Source organism: Leifsonia sp. Root1293 (assembly GCF_001425325.1).
In the GTDB taxonomy this organism is placed as follows: domain Bacteria; phylum Actinomycetota; class Actinomycetes; order Actinomycetales; family Microbacteriaceae; genus Orlajensenia.
Window position 1 is genome coordinate 2,331,345 of record NZ_LMEH01000001.1, and the last position, 16,493, is coordinate 2,347,837.

Here is a 16,493-nt window from a genome sequence, read left to right on the forward strand (position 1 = left end):
GCTACTGCCCCGTACCCGGAGCATAGGCGTGCTCCGCTTTCGTCCCCTCGACCGCCATCCAGGCGATGAGGTGAACGTCGTCCACTGCGATGGGAGGAAGCGGCTCGACCTTCTCGGCGGGCTGGATGCCGAACCTGTCGAGCACCTTGACAATCGCGTCGACGACGACTTCAGGCACTGCGGGCGTACGCAGCGCAGCCCGCATCGCCTTCCTGGCCTTGGTGGTCGGCACTGTGTTGAGGCGCTTGATCGTCTCGAGCTGAGCCGGTCCCAGATGACCGCCCCTATTCATGACAACTTCGCGTGCGTCACGGAAGGAGGCGGGGATCTCTGCGGCGAGGGCGTTCGGATCGGTGGAGCGCATCCACTCGGTGTGCGCGTCTTCTTGCGCGAGAGCCCATGCCTCGTATGCGGCTCGGAACGCTTCATCTGGCAGCGAGCGCGACCTGTCCGGTTTGCCGGGGTCTGCGGTGACGAGCGACATCAGGGTGTCGTCGACAACGACTCGGCCGTCTTCATCGGCGATGGGCTGCCAGGCGTCATCGGCGTTGACGTTGCGGAACCAGATGTGGCCTGTGTCGCCCATCTTCATGCAGAACACAAAGGAGCGGCCCGAGACGGCCGGGTTCATGAATCCGCTGCCGACGCCGTGGGGCAGGTCTTCGAGTCGTCCGCGGAGGGCATGATCGGCGTCGAACGCGTTGGCGAGGCGTCGCCGGTATTCCTCGCCCGATCCCGCGGCCGAGCCGCCGCCTTGCTCGATGAGTTCCTCGATCTCGTCAAGGATCGCTTCTGGGTCGTAGTGCTCTTGCGGCGGGTAGTGCGATACGCCGGGGAGCACCTTGCCCGCGCCGATGGCGGCGTCTGCCTGCTTGAGCTTGCGGATCAGAGTCTGCTCCAGCCCGAGGAACTCGTCGAGGTGCTCGGCGGGGAAAAACACGCCAAGTTCGATGGACTTGTGCTGGCTGCCGATGCGGTCGACGCGGCCGTGGCGCTGCACGATGCGCATCGGATTCCACGGCAGGTCGTAGTTGACGATGTGTGCGGCTTGCTGGAGGTTCACGCCCTCGGCGAGCACGTCGGTCGTCAGCAGGATGTCGTAGAGGTCTGCCTCGATGGGGGTGCCGTCGTCGCGGAGCTGCCCGGCGGTGCGTGGCGCGAAGTTGGCGACCGCCTTCGCTCGAGTGGGCTGGTCAATGCCGCCGCGCTTGCCCGAGGCGAACTCGCCGATCACCGCGGGTGCGATCCGGCCTCGGTAGGCCGCGAGCGGCGAGCCGTCTGGCACCGCGCTCAGCGCGTCGGCGAGCCGCTCGTGCACGTCACGGATCGTGTCAGCGTAGGTGGAGAAGACGATGACCTTCCTGCGATCTCCGCTGGGCGCGTTCGTCACGGCGGGCTTTTCCGCTTCGGCCGCGATCCGTTCGAACTCGGCGAGGAGCGCCGCGACTTTCGGCTCGCCGTCGTGCGCTGCTCCCTCGGCGAGCGACTGGAGGTGACGGATCAGGACGAGGTCACGCTCGACATCGGTTGCTAGCAGCTCCGCGTCGTAGCCCTCCGCAGGGGTGGCCTGATGCTCGGTGTCCTCGTCGAGCCCGGCGACAATCTCGTCAAGGTCCTCCGACTCCGAGTTGACGTAGTCACGTAGCGCCCCGCCGACGAGCACGGTGCCCTTGCCAAGAGCGGAGAGGAACGCCTCGTGCGTCTGGATGAGTACGCCAAGCGTGTTGGCCAGCGCGGTCGGCGAGGATTCGAGTCGTTTGAGCAACGCAGAGCGAAGCAGTCCCATGTTCGAGACCTCGGTCTTGTTCAGGTCCTTGGTCCTCAGATACCGGCTGGGAACATACCGCGCGAGCAGAAGACGCCCTGGGTCACTGCGCCGCACGCTGAACGACGCGACATGCGCCTCATTGTCGGGGATGTCGAGCGCGTAAGTGACCGCACTGACCAGCACTTCGCCGGGCTCGTCGAGCTGATAATCGACGCGCCGCACGTCCGCGTCGGGGAATTCGACCAGGATCTTCTTGCCGCCAGGCCCGGCAATCGTCTCGCCGCGATAGTTATCCTTGACGAACTTCCGGGTGCGCCGCACCGCGACTTGATCCATGAGGTCGAACAGGTGCGCGGGCGTGAGCGCCTCAGGATCAAGCGCCTGCGCGTCCCGGATATACCTGCGGATCGACGGGATGCCGATGGAGGCGAAGCGCGCATCGTCGCGGATGAAGTACTTGACCAGGGTCTCCAGGTCGATGAGCGAGTTGTTCACCGGCGTCGCGGTCAGCAGCACGACCTTCTTCGGGTGCCGGCCCGCGAGGATAATTCGATCCAGCGCCTCCGAGCGCGCAGCTCCCGCGTTCCGCAGATTGTGCGCCTCGTCCACGATCACGAGCGCAGCATCCTCGGCGCGTTCGTAAAAGCCGAGGTGCTCTGGGTGCTCGGGGTCCATTCGGCTACGGATCTCCTCGTAGGAGTGAACCGAGACACGGCGGGAAATGTCGTACCGCTCCAGCACCGGGTCCCAGACGGATGCCTTCAGCGCGGCGGGAGCCGCGATTAGCACTCGCTGCCGCTGCTGCTCGGTGGCCGCGGCAATCACTTCGAGGGCGAGGAACGTCTTGCCCAGTCCGACCTCGTCGGCGACGAGCACGCCGCCGATCTCGTCCAGCAGCCGCCGCATCCGCTTCACGCCGTCGGCCTGAAACCGGGTCAGCTCGAATCGGGTCGGCCCGGCCTGCTCGTCATCGAGGTTCTCGCCGTAGCGGGCGAGCAGCATGCGGAGGAACACGCTCCACGGGGTGTGCTCGGCCCACAGCGGCTCGTACAGCCCGGCGAGGTCGAAGGCTTCGGAGTCTGCCCAGCACTCCTCGAACCAGTCGATGACCTGGGGCGTCGACCCATGCTGCCCGGATGCGCCCACGTTCAGCTCGGCGTTGCGCGTGAGCCCGGCGTAGGTGAGGTTCGACGACCCCGCAAGATAGGCGGGATGCGTCGGGTGGTGGCTGATGAACGCCTTGCCGTGCAGGAACCCTCCCGTGTATCGGCGGATCTCCACGACCGGCTCGCCACGCTCGTCGGCGGCGCGCAGCCAAGCAACAAGACGCCTCGCCGACTGCGTTGACTTTAGCTCGAAGCCGAGCGCGTCCCGCTCCGCCTTCAGCCAGCGCATGTGATCGGTCAGGGCCGCATCAAGCCGCTTCTGGAGCTCTGCATCTGCATCCACCGGCAGAAGGGGATCGGGCACGGGGTCGGCGCCGAGCATGACGCGGATGCGCGGAAGCTTCTCCAGCTCATCGGCGAGCAGCAGGAAGCCCGCCGGGTTGATGTAGGCCGTCGCAATCGCGGCGCTCGGCGGTACCGCGAGCGCCTCACGGTTCACCCGGAATAGTCGGCGTGCCTCCTCGCGCACCGTCATGGGCGGCGCGAGCCGGTTCGTTGCAAATACGGGAAGTTGCTCGGTCATGCGGCGTCCTTCCACTGTTTGTAGTACGAGAGGACACTCTCCAGTCGCGCGGAGTAGTTCCAGCCACGATGGAATGTGGCAAAGACGTGCTCGACCTGCTCCGGCGTCAGCTCGTAGAGAAGCGACACGAGTGCGTCCAGCTCGTCTATGAGGTTGTCCTTCACCGGCGAGGAAATTGCCGTACCTACCTCTACGCCAACTTCTGCCGCCCAATCGGCGTAGCGTGCGTCGACAGCCGCGAGGCGTCCGGCCACCTGGACGAGCCGCGCACCGAGCGGCGAATCGAAGTCCGGGCGCGGGACAGGGCTTGGGGCGAGGAGCTCGAAGGAGAGCTTCATCTCCACCCATCGTCGCATGTACCAATCAAACGGCCGGCTGGAAAGAATTCCGAGCAGCGCAGCTTCCTCCCGCGCCCCGCCACGACGCCGGACTATGACCGGAGCCTTCTCCATCGCTGCGGTGCCGGGCGCAAGAAGGCACACCCTCATCGTCCGTGAATCCGTGGCCCGAGATATATCGCGGAACGCGATGCGCGCCGTGTCCAGCGGTAGCGCTCCGTCCGGTAGACGCATCTGGAAATACGCGGACCGTGCAAGGCGAGTCGACCGTTCCAGCCGCGTCTGCAGGAACGGTCGGAGGACGCCCGCATCGCCATATGCTTTCGGGGCTCCATAGTTGGGCTCCCAGGTATCGAACGAGGCGCCGGTTACAACCGGGATGCGTCCACGCGCTTCGGCTACGTCTAGCTCGATGCATCTGGAGTCGCTCGTGGCATTGAGGTCTCCCTGGAGGGGGCGGAACTCCCAGTCCTCACGCGGAGCATCAAACCGCGGTGACTTCTTCATCTGAGCAAGAATTTCTGCCGAGAACGGGTCAGGAACCAGCGGGAACGCGGCCGTCGCCGACCAGGACAGGAACTCCTTTGCCGATGCGGACGCGAGCAGATGGGCACCCGATAGGAACTCTGCCTCGTTTGCAAACGGCCCGCAGAAGGAAGCGACATGCTGATCACTTCGCTCAAGCACGGTCAGGCCGACGGTGTACTGGGGGTGGACGTTGGGGAAGACCCAGCTCTGGTTGTTCAGGAGGAAGCAAACGTCCCTGAAGGATCCATCAGCAAGGATGCTCCGCCTCCATTCGGCGAGTCCTGAGCCAGCGAGTGCGCCTCGTGGAAGGACGATGGCCGCTCGGCCGTTGCCGCGGATGAGGAGCCAGTTGCGCCAGGCGAAGGCCGAGAAGAGATCAATGTGAGCGGCACCAATCCCAGGGAACGGCCCTGCTGCGACTGCTCGATTCATCAACGCTACCGATGCAATGTCACTCTCGTAGGCACTAACTAGGTCGGGCCGCGACTGCTGGAATGACCTGAGAACACGGTTCATTTCGGCCTGCGGCATCGAGCGAAGCCCCGGAATTCTGAGGCCCCACCATTGGTGCGCCTCGACATGAAGCTTCTCCCACGGCGGGTTCCCGACGAGAACGTCGAAGCCCGGCCGCTCTCGCAGGAAAACCTCCGGGAAGAGATACGGCATGTGCGCAGGCTGAAGTGGATCGATGGCATCGCGCACTGCGCGCATCGCCGCGAGAGCGACGAACTGTTCAGCGTCCCATGCGTCGTCAATCGTCACGCCGAGGCGCTTGGCGACGGCCACGTCGAAAATCGCTTTCGCTGGGGCCGCTGCGTCGCGCGCCTTCGCCAGCATTTCCGCACCGGCAGCGACCTCTGACTTGTCGGCCTCGGAAGCGTTCGCGTAGTCGATGAGAAGGTCACGTGCGGCCATCAGCGGCTCCCGGATGATCTGCTCGAACAGGCCGTCGGCCTTCAGCGCGTTCATCGCCTCGTCTATAGTGCCGATGCCGGTGAGGGAGTTGGCGAGGACGAGCCCGTGGTCGAGGCTCGACATTGGCAGGCCGGGCACGAAGGTGTGAATCCAGAGCGCGAGCTGCGAGAGCTCGACAGCGAGCGGGTTGATGTCGAGGCCGTAGATGCAGCGGCGTGCCACCTGGCGGCGAAGGAGCTGGCCGTCGGTGATCGCCTTCGCGCCGTCCGTGTCCTGGCCGAGCGCCTCGCGCGCCTTCTCGGCGAGGCGCGCGAGTTCGGCACGGACGCCCGGCACCTCGGTGGCGGTGAGGAAGTCGCGCATGCCGCGCTCGATCTTGTCGACAGCCGCGACGAGGAAATGCGCGGAGCCCATCGCCAGGTCGGCGACGCGGAAGTCGAAGAAGGCGTCGGCGGCCTGGCGTTCCTTGCCGTCGTCCATGAGCTTCTTGATCCGGTCGAGGTGGGCCTTGAGCGCGGGCTCAACCGACCGCTCGATGAGGTGATCCACGACGATCTTCGGCGTGTAGTACGAGCCGGTCGCCTTGCGCTCCCCCGACGCCGAGTGGAAGTACGGGCGACCTGCCGGAGCGGCGACTTTATCGTCGTCTTTCGCGGGAACGTAAGCGCCGTTCCGGTCGACGGTGAGGTCATGCTCGGCGAGCGAGAGGCTGGATTCCAGCAGGCCCTCGTAGATGGTGCCGAACTCGCGCACCTGGAGGCTGCGGAAGTCGACCGGCCCCCATGTCTGGTCGACGGTCTTTTCGCTGAGGAGTTCTTGGAGGGCGGGGCCGATCACGCTGTCGGTGAGCTTGACGCGAGACAGCAGGGCCCCCTCGTCGGTGGCCGGGTCGAACAGGCTGCCGCCGTAGGTGGGCACCTCCCAGCGGGAGTTGCCGTGGAAGATCACCTCCCACACCTGCGCGAGGTCCGACCAGATCGCAGCCGACTCGGTGGAGAACTGGTCGGGGCCGGTACCGATCTCACGGGTGATGAACGCCTGGAGCGAGTTCGCGTCATAGTGATCGTTGCGACCTGCAGGCAGCAGCTCGGTCGCCTCCCCGTATGCCTGGAACAGCAGGCGGAACAGGATACGCATCGTGAGGCGGTACGCGGTCTGCAGGCCGGGCGCATCGAGCGTGAGCCCGAGCGACGGGAGCTGATCGGCGATCGCGAGCGCGACCCGAGGCACCACGCCTTCGTACACACGGTCGCGCAGGCGCGTGCCGAGGTCGGCGGCGTACTTGCCCGAGCCGTCGAGGATCTGCTGAGCGGAGCCGTTCGCGTCGAGCGCTTCGGCGGAGAAGATGAGCGTGAGCAGCGCGGCCTGCTCAAGCGCGAGTAGATCGAGGTCCAGCTCGAAGTAGGTCTCGGACTGCCCTCGCTGGCCGACCCCGACGCCATCGCGTCCGGGATAAAGTCGCAGCGTGGACTTGCGCAGCGCGATCACCCACGGCACGTCCTCGCGTCCAGCGATTTCGAGGGCCTTGGCAACGGGGGTGAGCTGGTGCGTCGTGGACTTCTGATCGAAGTGCTCGCCGTCGCGCAGCAGCACCGCGACGGCTCGGCGAGGGCCGCTGGAGGCGCGCAGGACGAGCAGCCCCTCCGATCCGGCCGGCTCGGCGTCGAACCCGAGTGCGGTAACCAGCTCGATGCCGCGCTCGGGTAGGAGCGGCGCCGCCATCTTGCCCGCGGCTTCCCAATCCGGGCGGCGAGGCACGTCCCGGTTCAGATGGTACGTGGCGAACAGGAAGTGGTTGGAGAAGCCGTCTGTGCCCGCCGAGGACATCGCCTCCTGGATGGCGCGGATGCGCCCGTGGGCGGCGAGCCCGTTCCCTTCCTCCAGCACGGACTGGAGCTGGCGCTCCGCCTGGCCGAGCGTGATGGGACCGAAGGGCGGGGCGTCCGCGGACGGGTAGTGAATCCAAACGCCGACCGGGGTGACGGCTGCGACGATGAAGCCCATCGGAGCCCGTGTGCCTCGTGACTTCCACAGGTCGTCGAGAGCGCCCTTCGTCGGCCGCGCGACCAGGCGGGCGACACCGACCTGGATCGCTCCAGCCCCGGCGTCATCCCGGCCGAGGACTACGACGGCATCGGCCGCGCCCGCAGGCGCATCCGCCCATGCGACCGTGCTCGACCCGTCAAGCTGCAATGCCGACACGTTCCCTGCTCTCTCCACGCTTGTACAACTCGTACCCTCATTCGTGCTCGCTCGCTAAACCGCGCTACGGCCCGATCGGCGGAGGTTGCAACCCTACCGGCGTGCTCCGGCACCCGACTCAACGAACATAGATTCACTTCAGCAACTTCGACCTCGCAAGGTGCGACGCGAACGCCTTAGTGCGACGTTTTCGGCCAAACGTCTGCAAGGTCGCCACCTCGAGTTCCACCTCCGAGGCATCCGGATGGCGCTTCTGCAGGAAGCGGTATGCGTTCGCGATCTCGCGGGGGCTGATGTGCAGGAACTGGCGGGTGACCTCACTCGAATTTGGGCGGAACTCGGTCCAGGTGGCCACATCGATCGTGTCTGGCCAGACGAACTTCGCCAGGTCAACGGTAAGGCCCGCGGCTCTCACCTGCGTCGCGATTCTCGTCGCGCGGCTCGAGTGAACCTTTTGAAGTCCGAATGACGCTGCGACGAGCTGCGTGAGGCGATCGAGGTGCACCGGCCCCTCAGCCTCGGTGATCTCGACCGCAACCGCACGGACCTTCTGTTTCGCGGCGAGTCTTGGCAATTCGTCGAGCACCGCGATATCGCCCACTTGCACCACCACCCACGGGTCAAACGACGGACGCGCATTGCCGACCAGCGTCGTCTCAGACGACAGTTCACGCGAGAAGACCTCGAGATCGGGTCTAACGGGCTCGGGCTCCGATTCCCTCGACGCGTCCGACTCGTCCGCGCGGGCGACGATTGGTGTTTCGCCATAGGCCGGCGCACCTTGTTTCGCCGGGGGGATTTGAACAGGAATGGCCGCCAAGGCGGCCTCCGCGATAAAGGCCACAAGAGCCTCGTGACGAAACTCGTTCGCAGCGACCAGCCCTTCACAATCGTCGAAGTACTCAAGCAACCGCACCATGTAGTCGTGCGCACGCCAGGCGTCCAACGTCGAGAACCCATCGCCGTGCGCCCAGGCGTTCCGCACGATGGTCAGCTCGCGCCCAAGCGTGCCTGCTGTCTGGCGGTTGTCATCGAACGGGAAGCCGAGCTTGCCGAGCCGGCGGGTGAGCATCCTCAGCTGGCATTGCAGGTCAGTCGTGGCATATTTCTTGGGGTGCTTACCGTCAAGGTCATCAAGCTGGCTCAGCACCGCCGTCCATGGCAAAGTCCCGAGATCGACCGGCAGCCGAAACCGGATGATCGGATCCAGCCGCAGCGCAAGATGGTCGAGTCCCTTCGTGACAGATAGCTTCGATTCAAAACCCACCGGCAACACCGACCCCTTGTTCCACCTCGTCGCACTCCCCCAACTCGGGATCCGCTTCCTTGCAATGGTCCTCGGGTGACGCACCTCGCAGCAAGTCGGATCCGGCCGACAGCCCTGAACTGGGGGCGAATAGGTAGTCGCAGGAGTTGGCGATGGAAGAGGCTCGGGGCGGCCGCACCAAGGTGTGACGGAAGGAGCGAACCAAGCCGTCCCTGCGTCAGCTCAACGCCTTCCCCACCTCGCAGCCTGCTCATCAAGCACGATGGCGGTAGGGGCTGCTGCGACGGCGGAAATCCGTTCGAGCGGGTCCGGAGAGCCCGAAGCCGCCCGTCAGCCCTCGCGCTCGCGACTGCGGCGGGTCTCGCGGCCGTTGGCTCGCTGGATCTCCTCGACCAGCTCGTTCTTCGTCATGGTGGAGCGGCCCGGAACGTGGAGGCACTTCGCGATGTCGTAGAGGTGGCGCTTCGAGGCGTTCGCGTCCACCCCGCCCGCGGTGTCGCCAGATGCGCCGGGCTGCGCCGCGCCCTCGTCACTCGGACCCCACTCGGCCTTCGCCTCCCAGTGGTCGCCCACCTTCTCGTACTGGTGCTTGAGCGCCGCGAACGCCGTGCGATGCGCACGCTCGCCCTCGCCGTAGCTCTTCACCGCGGCATCGTGAGTCTCGAGCCAGATCTCCTGCGCGTGCTTCGGCGACCGGGCGATCGTCGACGGCAGCTCCTCGCGTGCGGGCATCGTTCCTCCTCGCGTTCGTCATTCTCACGGTACGCCGGTGGCGACGGATGCGGCCCGCCAGCCACCGGCCATCGCTCGTCGTTCCTACAGCCCGACCGATCCGTTCACCGCACTGTCGGCAGCACCGATCTGATCGTCGGCCGCGTCGGTCGAGTCATCCGTTCCGGCCCTGCGGTTGTCGACATCGGTGGTCGACTCATCAGCCGTATATTCGCCTGCACTCTCGCCCGCGTCGCTCGCGTCGCCGAGAGCCTCACCGGCCGCTCCCGGCATGGCGAACCCCGTCGCGTTCGGCGATGGGCTCTTGTCCGCGTCCGCATACTCCTTGGTCTCGTCGCCGAGTCCGCCCTGATCCGCCATCGTGCCCTCCCTTATCGCGCCGCCGGCCTGGCGACAGCACCAGTCTGCGCGCGGCGCCTCGGTCTCGTCGCGGGGTTGCATCCGGAGCGGTGCCGTGGTTCGAGGGCGGCATCCGCCATCGCCATCATCCGTTCGGCATCGGCTGGGCAGCGAAGCATCCGCTCTGGACACGTCCGTCGAAGAGGGCCATCCTCGTGGCTATGCGCCAGGTTCTCGCCACCACCCAAGCCCCGAGCTCGCCGATGTTCAGTCAGGGCGTGAAGGCCGGCCCGTTCGTCTACGTGTCGGGCACAGCCGGAATCGACGTCGCGACAGGCAAGCTCGCCGGGCCGACGATCGGCGAGCAGGTCAGGCAGGCGCTGACCAACTGCGAAGAGGTACTGAAAGCCGCCAACGCGACCCTCGACGACGTCGTGGAGGTGGGCGTGCTGCTCGCTGACCCCGACGACTTCGCGGGCATGAACGAGGAGTACGCGCGCTGGTTCCCGATCGAGCCGCCCACGCGCTACGCCGCGAAGCTCGGCGCGGTGATTCCGGGGGTGCTGGTGTCGATTCGGATGACGGCGTACGTCGGCTAGCTCGCCCGTCGGATGCCGCCGCTCTACAGCCCGACGGACCCGTTGACGGCCTGATCGGCGGCGCCGATCTGCTCATCGGCCGCGCTGTCGCCGGCGGCTTCGCCCTCCGTCACGTCGTCGCCCAGGTGCTCACGCTCGTCCTGCACCTGGTCCTCCGTCTCGGCCGCCGCTGCGGGCATCGCGAATGCCGTGCCCGTCGACGACTCCTGCTGCTCGTCGTGCGTGAGGTCCTTGGACTCGTCGCCGAGTCCGCCCTGATCTGCCATGAGGCGCTCCCTTCTTGGTCCGTCGGTGAGACGGATGCCGTCAGTGTGCGCTCGCTCGCGGCGGCACGTTCAGGGGTTGCATCCGGAGCCTCGGAGAAGATCGGATGCTGCCAACGATCGTGCGCGCTGTGATGTGAGCGGCGGCCAGCGCGGAGCCGTGCTGCATCCGTCGATCCAGCACGGCCCGCCACGTCGGTTGGTCGAGCTACTCGCCCACCTTGTCGTCGGCCGCCTGCTGGCCGGCGTCGATCTTGTCGCTGAACTTGCCACCCGTCGCCGAATCGGCAGCGTCGCCAGCCTTGTCGAGGCCCGCGTCGCTCGCCTTCTCGCCCTGGTCGCTGTTGGCGAAGTCCTTCGCCTTGTCGCCGAGGCCACCCTGATCTGCCATGAGATACTCCTTCTCTCGTCACCACCCGGCCGGGCGGTCTGGTCATTCTGCGCCGCCCGAATCAGCTGCACACGGGGCTTGAAATCACGATCGCCGCGTAGATCATGTGCCGCCCGCGACGGCCTTCCGGATACTGTGGCCGCATGGTGGATGGCGCAGACGCGGATGGCTGGTCACAGGTCGCGCAGGGCTGGGCCGAGCTCTGGGGATCGTTCGCCGATCCGGCGCGACGGGCGATCATCTCGGCGGCCGCGATCGGTCCCGGAACGCGCGTGCTCGATGCGGGCTGCGGCAGCGGCGAGTTCCTGGGCCTGCTCGCCGATCGGGGTGCGGATGCCGTCGGCGCCGATCCCGCTCCCGCCATGGTCGCGCTCGCTCGCGCGGTCGTTCCCGGCGCCGAGGTCGTGCTCGCCGACATCGAGGATCTCCCGTTCCCGGATGCCGCCTTCGACGTGGCGACGGCGGTGAACGCACTGCAGTTCGCGGACGACACGACGGATGCCGTGCGCGAACTCGCCCGGGTGGTGCGACCGGGTGGCTTCGTGGCCGTGGCGAACTGGGCCGAGGCTGCGCTCAACGACATCGACGTGGTCGAGGCCGCGCTCGCCGAAGCCCTCGACGACGAGACGCACCCCGATGGCCCGTTGCGTCCGGCCGGTGGGATCGAGGCTGCGCTGGCCGCCGGCGGACTTGATGTCGTGAGCTCTGGCGTGGTGGACGTGCCGTGGTTCGCGGCCGACGACGACACTCTCGTGCGCGGCATCCTCCTCGGCGAGGACGATGAGGTGATGGCGTCGTTGCGCCAGGTGATCGTCGCGGCCGCCGCCCCGTTCCGCGATGGGCAGGGCGGCTACGTTCTGCGCAACTCGTTCCGGTGGGCGGTCGCGCGGGTGTGAACGTCGGCGCACGCGGTGCGACGCGCGTCCGGTGCCCGAGCCATAGAGGCTTCGGCGAGGGGTTGCGCTACCTCAGTTAGCCACGCGCCTCAGGGCCGCGGCGCCTCTGTGATGAAGGAGTCGCGATCACGCGTGGCCGGCATCCGCCTCGGTACGCGTCGACCGTTCCACACGCCGGATGCCTGATAGTGCTGAACTCGCAGATAGTGGTCGGCCAGTGCCGCCCGCACCGCTGCACGGATGATGACGTAAGCAAGGAGCATCATCAGTGCGATTCCGCCGAGCCAGATGAGGATCCCGAGGATCATGGCGGTGCCGGCGAGCTGGGGAGTGTCAGGCATAGTCGTCCGTTCTATGTTCAGCGATCGACGATCCGGTTGATGCTGGAGTCGCAACCGACCCCGAGTCCCGACTGCGCATCCCGAACAGTGAGCGAGTATGCACCCTCGGGCGTTGCGGCGTACTCCAACGTCATGTCTGCCGGCAGCACCGAGTAGCTGGCATTCCCGTCCGTGACGGTCCGGTCGGCTGCGACGTCGAGTGCGACTGGCGCACCCTGGAACTGACCCGGGAACTGCTCAGCCATCGACGCCGCGGATGCCACGCCGACGCAGAGGCCGAACGCCACGTGCCAGACGTTCGCATGCAGCTGCTGGTCGGGCGCGACGACATCCGCGCCTTCGATCGGGGACACGACGCGCTGCCCGGGCAGCGTCGCGATGGCGCCACCCGACGCCACCGCACCTGCCTGGCCCGAGGGAGCGACGGGACCCAGAACTGCTGGGAGCTGCGGAACCACGGACGGCGCGTAGAACGCAGCGAGACTCCAGAGGCAGAGGATCGTGCCGACGACGCCGAGCGTCCCTCCGATAGCCGGGAGCACTCCACTGCGTTGGTAGCGCGACCGCCGTGCTCGAGAGGCCGCGATGGCGAAACCGACGGCGGTGACGCCGATGGAGGTGATGACCCAGCCGCGCGTTCCTCCCGCAGACGCCGCCATCAGGGGCAGCCAGCACGAGACGAGGCCGAGAAGAACCGAAATGAGGGTCAGTAGGAGGGGGCTCGTCGATCGTCGGACAGGCCCAGGGTCGGTCGTGACTGTCGTCGGCCACTGTGCCGACCGCGCTGCCGGATCGCCCCAAGAGCCGGATGGACTCCAGTCGCGTGGCCCGTTTCCGGACAAGCCCATGTTTCCCCCTACATCTGAGCCGACCAGACATGTCTACCGGCGCCGGCGTGCAGCCCCCATACCCAGAACGGGGAAGTCGTCGGTCACTGCAGCCGAACGGCGTGACGGCATCAGTCAGCGCGCGCGTGCCTGTGACCTGAGGCAGCGCGTCCTCCGCATCACGTTCGAGCCGCGGCCGCCTGACCTGCGACCGGGGCCTCGGCGAGCGAGAATCCCGCGCCGACGGGTCTCCTCCACAGGCGTCGTTTCGACAGTCACCCTGTGGATAAGAATTCCCGGTCATCTGTGGAATTGGCACCGTTCAATGTCAGTGGGTACTGCAAGACTTCTCGCATGACGAACCCACCGGCACCGTTGGTCTCGTTGCAGCAGGATGTTGCAGCGTTGACCAACGCGTGGGCAGGTGCGCTGCCTCCGTTCGACCAGATCCCTGCTGACGCCCAGGGCGAGGTCGAACTCATGAGCAACGCGGGCCTCATGGGCGTGACGGATGCGATCGCTCGACTCCGGCGCGATGCCGACGCGCTCCTGGTGCGCGTGGCGGCCGAGGTCGGACGACGTTCCGGACCCGAGTTCGGCACAGACGGACTGGCCAAGCAGAACGGATTCCACAACCCGACTCGACTCGTGGCCTCCGCGACAGGCGGCAGCACGGGCGAGGCGGCTCGCTTCATCCTCGTGGGCACTGCGACGGCGTCCCGGCAGGACATCAGTGGTGCGAGGCGACCCGCGCGGCACCCGCACGTGGCAGCGGCGTTGGAGGCTGGGCTCATCAGCGTCGACGCAGCCGGCTCCATCACCGCGATGCTCGACCGCGTCGCTCCTCGCGCGGACGCAGCCACCGCCGACGCCATCGAGCGGATCCTGGCAGAACGAGCCGCCGAGTTGCCGCTCCACCTGCTGCTCCGCGCCATCAAGCAGGCCGAAGCGCAGCTCGATCAAGACGGCGCCGAGCCACGCGACGACGAACGCTGGCTCGACCGATCGCTCAGCATCCGCGAAGACCGCAACGGCATGGTTCACTTCGTCGCCCGACTCGATCCGGAGTCGGCCGCGCCCATCAAGTCGGCCATCGAGGCCCTCGTCTCGGCGGGTCTGCGCGCTCACGACGCAAGCGGCAGTGACGCACGCGGCACAGATGTACGCGGCACAGACGGGCCCGGGACGACTGACCCATCCGAAGCTGCAGGAGCGAATGGCCACCCACCGCTCCCCGCCGTCGATGACGAACGCACCATTCCCCAGCGTCAGGCGGATGCGCTGGTCGAGATCATGAGACACGTGCTCGGATGCACCCATACACTCGCTCCGCTCGCCTCCGTCACCACCGTGACCCGCATCGACCTCGACGCCCTCCGCACCGGGCTCGGTGTGGGGAGCATCGACGGCATCGACCAGCCCGTGTCGGCCGGAACGATCCGCCGAATGGCAGCTTCGGCCGATCTCATCCCCATGGTGCTCGGAACTGAAAGCGTCCCCCTCGACCTCGGTCGCACCGCCCGGCTGTTCAGCAGAGCTCAACGCATCGCCCTGCACGAGAGAGACGGCGGCTGCGCCAGCTGCGGCCAGAACATCGGCTACACCCATGCCCACCACATCCGTTGGTGGGAACGCGATCGCGGCCCGACCGATGTCTCGAACGGCGTACTCCTCTGCAGCTTCTGCCACCACATGATTCACCGCGACGGATGGACCATCCAGGCCGATCTCGATGAGGTGTGGTTCATCCCACCACCCCATGTCGATCCCGACCGCGTTCCGCGACTCGGCGGCAAGGCCCGGTTCCACCTCGCCCGCCTCGCTGCATGATGGAGGTCGAGCCAGCCGCTTCCGCGACCGCGACCGCGACCGCGAGAGCCTGCGACCGGAGCCACCGCGGCCCGCGCATCACGCGCGAGCCACGGTGTCTCCTGCCGGCGGCATCCGTCCGCCTCAGTCGCCCTTCACGTTCACGATCTGGCGCAGCGTGTGCCGCACCGTCACGAGCGACGCCGCGTCGGCCATCACCTGGTCGATCGGCTTGTAGGCCTGCGGAATCTCGTCGATGAATGCATCCGTGTCTCGGAACTCGATGCCCACCATCGCCTCCCGCAGCTGCTCGTGCGTGAACTCCCGCCGAGCCGCCGACCTCGAGAATGTCCTCCCCGCACCGTGCGGCGACGAGTTCAGCGACACCGGGTTGCCGAGCCCCTCCACCACGTACGACGCCGTGCCCATCGACCCGGGGATCAGTCCCGGCCGACCGGCATCCGCCTGGATCGCACCCTTGCGCGAGACCCACACCCTCTTGCCGTAGTGCATCTCACTCTCGGTGAAGTTGTGGTGGCAGTTGACGCGCTCGAGCTCCTCGACCGGCGCGCCGACCCACTCGCTCACCTGCCGGATGACCCGGTCCATCATCTCCTCCCGGTTGAGCAGCGCGAAGTGCTGCGCCCACCGGAGCTCGTCGATGTACCGCGCGAACTCCGGCGTTCCCTCCACGAGGTACGCGAGGTCGGGGTGCGGCAGGTCGATCCAGAACTTCTTCGCCAACCGCTGCGCGACCTTGATGTGGTGCTGCGCGATCTTGTTGCCCACTCCCCGGCTGCCGGAGTGCAGGAACAGCCACACCGCATCCGTCTCATCGAGCGAGACCTCGATGAAGTGGTTGCCGCTGCCCAGGGTTCCAAGCTGCTCGCGCCAGTTGCCCGCGTAACTGGCAGGGTCGAAGCCCTTCGCCTCGGCGAGCGCCTCGAGCTCAGCAATGCGCGGAACCGCCGTCGCCGCGACCTTGCGGTTGTATTTGCCGGCCGAGAGCGGGATGGCCCGCTCGATCTGCTCCCGCACCACCCTCCGATCCGAGGGGAGGTCGGATGCCGCGAACCCGGTCTTCACCGCGATCATGCCGCATCCGATGTCCACCCCCACGGCGGCGGGAATGATGGCCTGCAGCGTCGGGATGACCGACCCCACAGTGGCGCCGAGCCCCAGGTGCGCATCGGGCATGAGCGCGAGGTGCGGGTAGATGAACGGCATCGTCGACGAGAGCTTCGCCTGCTCGACGGTCTTCTCGTCGAGCAGGCTCGCCCATGAGACGAGCCGGTCGGAGATCTTCTCCATGGTCCTTTCCTTGTCTGTGTCAATTGTTCAACGGATGTCGCTCCCTCGGGCCCGAGGCATCGTCGCGCGCGCAGACAGAAGAACCCCGGGCCACGAGCGGCACGGGGTGACGATGGATCTTCGACGGATGTCGAGAGTGGCGTCAGTGTGCCGGATCGAGAAGCTGCTCGAGCTCGCGCTCGGGCTGGCGCTGGGTGCGCTGGCCCGAGGCCGCGTTGGTGTTCGCGGCGAGGTCGATTGACGTCAGGGTGCGCTGCAGGTACACGGTGACGTCCTTT

At 66.9% G+C, this 16,493-nt stretch carries 14 protein-coding genes; 3 read left to right on the top strand and 11 right to left on the bottom strand.

What is annotated here, in order from left to right:
* Position 1: 1 nt before the first annotated feature.
* From ASC59_RS11025 to ASC59_RS11045, 5 genes are all read right to left on the bottom strand, one after another.
* Positions 2–3,457 (bottom strand): SNF2-related protein, encoded by a 3,456-nt coding sequence (locus tag ASC59_RS11025; protein WP_055822144.1) that lies wholly within the window; start codon positions 3,455–3,457, stop codon positions 2–4.
* Complete coding sequence (locus ASC59_RS11030) at positions 3,454–7,440, bottom strand: Eco57I restriction-modification methylase domain-containing protein (protein WP_200942362.1); 3,987 nt, start codon at positions 7,438–7,440, stop codon at positions 3,454–3,456. The genes ASC59_RS11025 and ASC59_RS11030 overlap by 4 nt, the downstream gene beginning before the upstream one ends.
* Before the next feature lie 133 nt (positions 7,441–7,573).
* Positions 7,574–8,716, bottom strand: coding sequence for a DUF3320 domain-containing protein (locus tag ASC59_RS11035; protein WP_200942363.1), 1,143 nt, complete (start codon positions 8,714–8,716; stop codon positions 7,574–7,576).
* Positions 8,717–9,037: 321 nt separating this feature from the next.
* A complete protein-coding gene (locus tag ASC59_RS11040) occupies positions 9,038–9,439 on the bottom strand; it encodes a ChaB family protein (protein WP_055822147.1) in 402 nt (133 codons plus the stop codon).
* Between the two features lie 84 nt (positions 9,440–9,523).
* Positions 9,524–9,799, bottom strand: a complete 276-nt coding sequence (locus ASC59_RS11045; RefSeq protein ID WP_055822151.1) for a hypothetical protein — start codon at positions 9,797–9,799, stop codon at positions 9,524–9,526.
* A gap of 89 nt (positions 9,800–9,888) precedes the next feature.
* Between ASC59_RS11045 and ASC59_RS11050 the strand changes: the two genes are divergently transcribed.
* Positions 9,889–10,377 carry a RidA family protein gene (locus tag ASC59_RS11050; RefSeq protein WP_235492667.1) on the top strand — a complete coding sequence of 163 codons (489 nt, stop codon included), beginning with the start codon at positions 9,889–9,891 and terminating at the stop codon, positions 10,375–10,377.
* A gap of 23 nt (positions 10,378–10,400) precedes the next feature.
* On the opposite strand, the gene ASC59_RS11055 is transcribed toward ASC59_RS11050, so the two are convergent.
* Both ASC59_RS11055 and ASC59_RS11060 read right to left on the bottom strand, forming a co-directional pair.
* Positions 10,401–10,643, bottom strand: a complete 243-nt coding sequence (locus ASC59_RS11055; RefSeq protein ID WP_055822154.1) for a hypothetical protein — start codon at positions 10,641–10,643, stop codon at positions 10,401–10,403.
* 205 nt (positions 10,644–10,848) lie between these two features.
* On the bottom strand, positions 10,849–11,031 hold the full coding sequence (locus ASC59_RS11060; protein WP_055822157.1) for an antitoxin: 183 nt from the start codon (positions 11,029–11,031) through the stop codon (positions 10,849–10,851).
* A 143-nt stretch (positions 11,032–11,174) separates the two neighbouring features.
* Between ASC59_RS11060 and ASC59_RS11065 the strand changes: the two genes are divergently transcribed.
* On the top strand, positions 11,175–11,927 hold the full coding sequence (locus tag ASC59_RS11065; RefSeq protein ID WP_055822160.1) for a class I SAM-dependent methyltransferase: 753 nt from the start codon (positions 11,175–11,177) through the stop codon (positions 11,925–11,927).
* A gap of 89 nt (positions 11,928–12,016) precedes the next feature.
* On the opposite strand, the gene ASC59_RS11070 is transcribed toward ASC59_RS11065, so the two are convergent.
* Both ASC59_RS11070 and ASC59_RS11075 read right to left on the bottom strand, forming a co-directional pair.
* Entirely contained in the window at positions 12,017–12,268 is a 252-nt protein-coding gene (locus ASC59_RS11070; protein WP_055822163.1) for a hypothetical protein, read from the bottom strand.
* Between the two features lie 17 nt (positions 12,269–12,285).
* Positions 12,286–12,927 carry a hypothetical protein gene (locus tag ASC59_RS11075; RefSeq protein WP_055822165.1) on the bottom strand — a complete coding sequence of 214 codons (642 nt, stop codon included), beginning with the start codon at positions 12,925–12,927 and terminating at the stop codon, positions 12,286–12,288.
* A gap of 522 nt (positions 12,928–13,449) precedes the next feature.
* Between ASC59_RS11075 and ASC59_RS11080 the strand changes: the two genes are divergently transcribed.
* Complete coding sequence (locus ASC59_RS11080; protein ID WP_082513538.1) at positions 13,450–14,925, top strand: HNH endonuclease signature motif containing protein; 1,476 nt, start codon at positions 13,450–13,452, stop codon at positions 14,923–14,925.
* A gap of 123 nt (positions 14,926–15,048) precedes the next feature.
* On the opposite strand, the gene ASC59_RS11085 is transcribed toward ASC59_RS11080, so the two are convergent.
* On the bottom strand, positions 15,049–16,215 hold the full coding sequence (locus ASC59_RS11085; protein ID WP_055822171.1) for an RtcB family protein: 1,167 nt from the start codon (positions 16,213–16,215) through the stop codon (positions 15,049–15,051).
* A gap of 142 nt (positions 16,216–16,357) precedes the next feature.
* A complete protein-coding gene (locus ASC59_RS17715) occupies positions 16,358–16,480 on the bottom strand; it encodes a hypothetical protein (protein ID WP_268765482.1) in 123 nt (40 codons plus the stop codon).
* Positions 16,481–16,493: the final 13 nt, after the last annotated feature.

Coding starts and splice junctions, on each gene's coding strand:
- ASC59_RS11025 (WP_055822144.1), bottom strand. CDS start 3,457: ATGACCGAGCAACTTCCCGTATTTGCAACGAACCGGCTCGCGCCGCCC.
- ASC59_RS11040 (WP_055822147.1), bottom strand. CDS start 9,439: ATGCCCGCACGCGAGGAGCTGCCGTCGACGATCGCCCGGTCGCCGAAG.
- ASC59_RS11045 (WP_055822151.1), bottom strand. CDS start 9,799: ATGGCGGATCAGGGCGGACTCGGCGACGAGACCAAGGAGTATGCGGAC.
- ASC59_RS11055 (WP_055822154.1), bottom strand. CDS start 10,643: ATGGCAGATCAGGGCGGACTCGGCGACGAGTCCAAGGACCTCACGCAC.
- ASC59_RS11060 (WP_055822157.1), bottom strand. CDS start 11,031: ATGGCAGATCAGGGTGGCCTCGGCGACAAGGCGAAGGACTTCGCCAAC.
- ASC59_RS11065 (WP_055822160.1), top strand. CDS start 11,175: ATGGTGGATGGCGCAGACGCGGATGGCTGGTCACAGGTCGCGCAGGGC.
- ASC59_RS11070 (WP_055822163.1), bottom strand. CDS start 12,268: ATGCCTGACACTCCCCAGCTCGCCGGCACCGCCATGATCCTCGGGATC.
- ASC59_RS11075 (WP_055822165.1), bottom strand. CDS start 12,927: ATGGCGGCGTCTGCGGGAGGAACGCGCGGCTGGGTCATCACCTCCATC.
- ASC59_RS11080 (WP_082513538.1), top strand. CDS start 13,450: ATGACGAACCCACCGGCACCGTTGGTCTCGTTGCAGCAGGATGTTGCA.
- ASC59_RS11085 (WP_055822171.1), bottom strand. CDS start 16,215: ATGGAGAAGATCTCCGACCGGCTCGTCTCATGGGCGAGCCTGCTCGAC.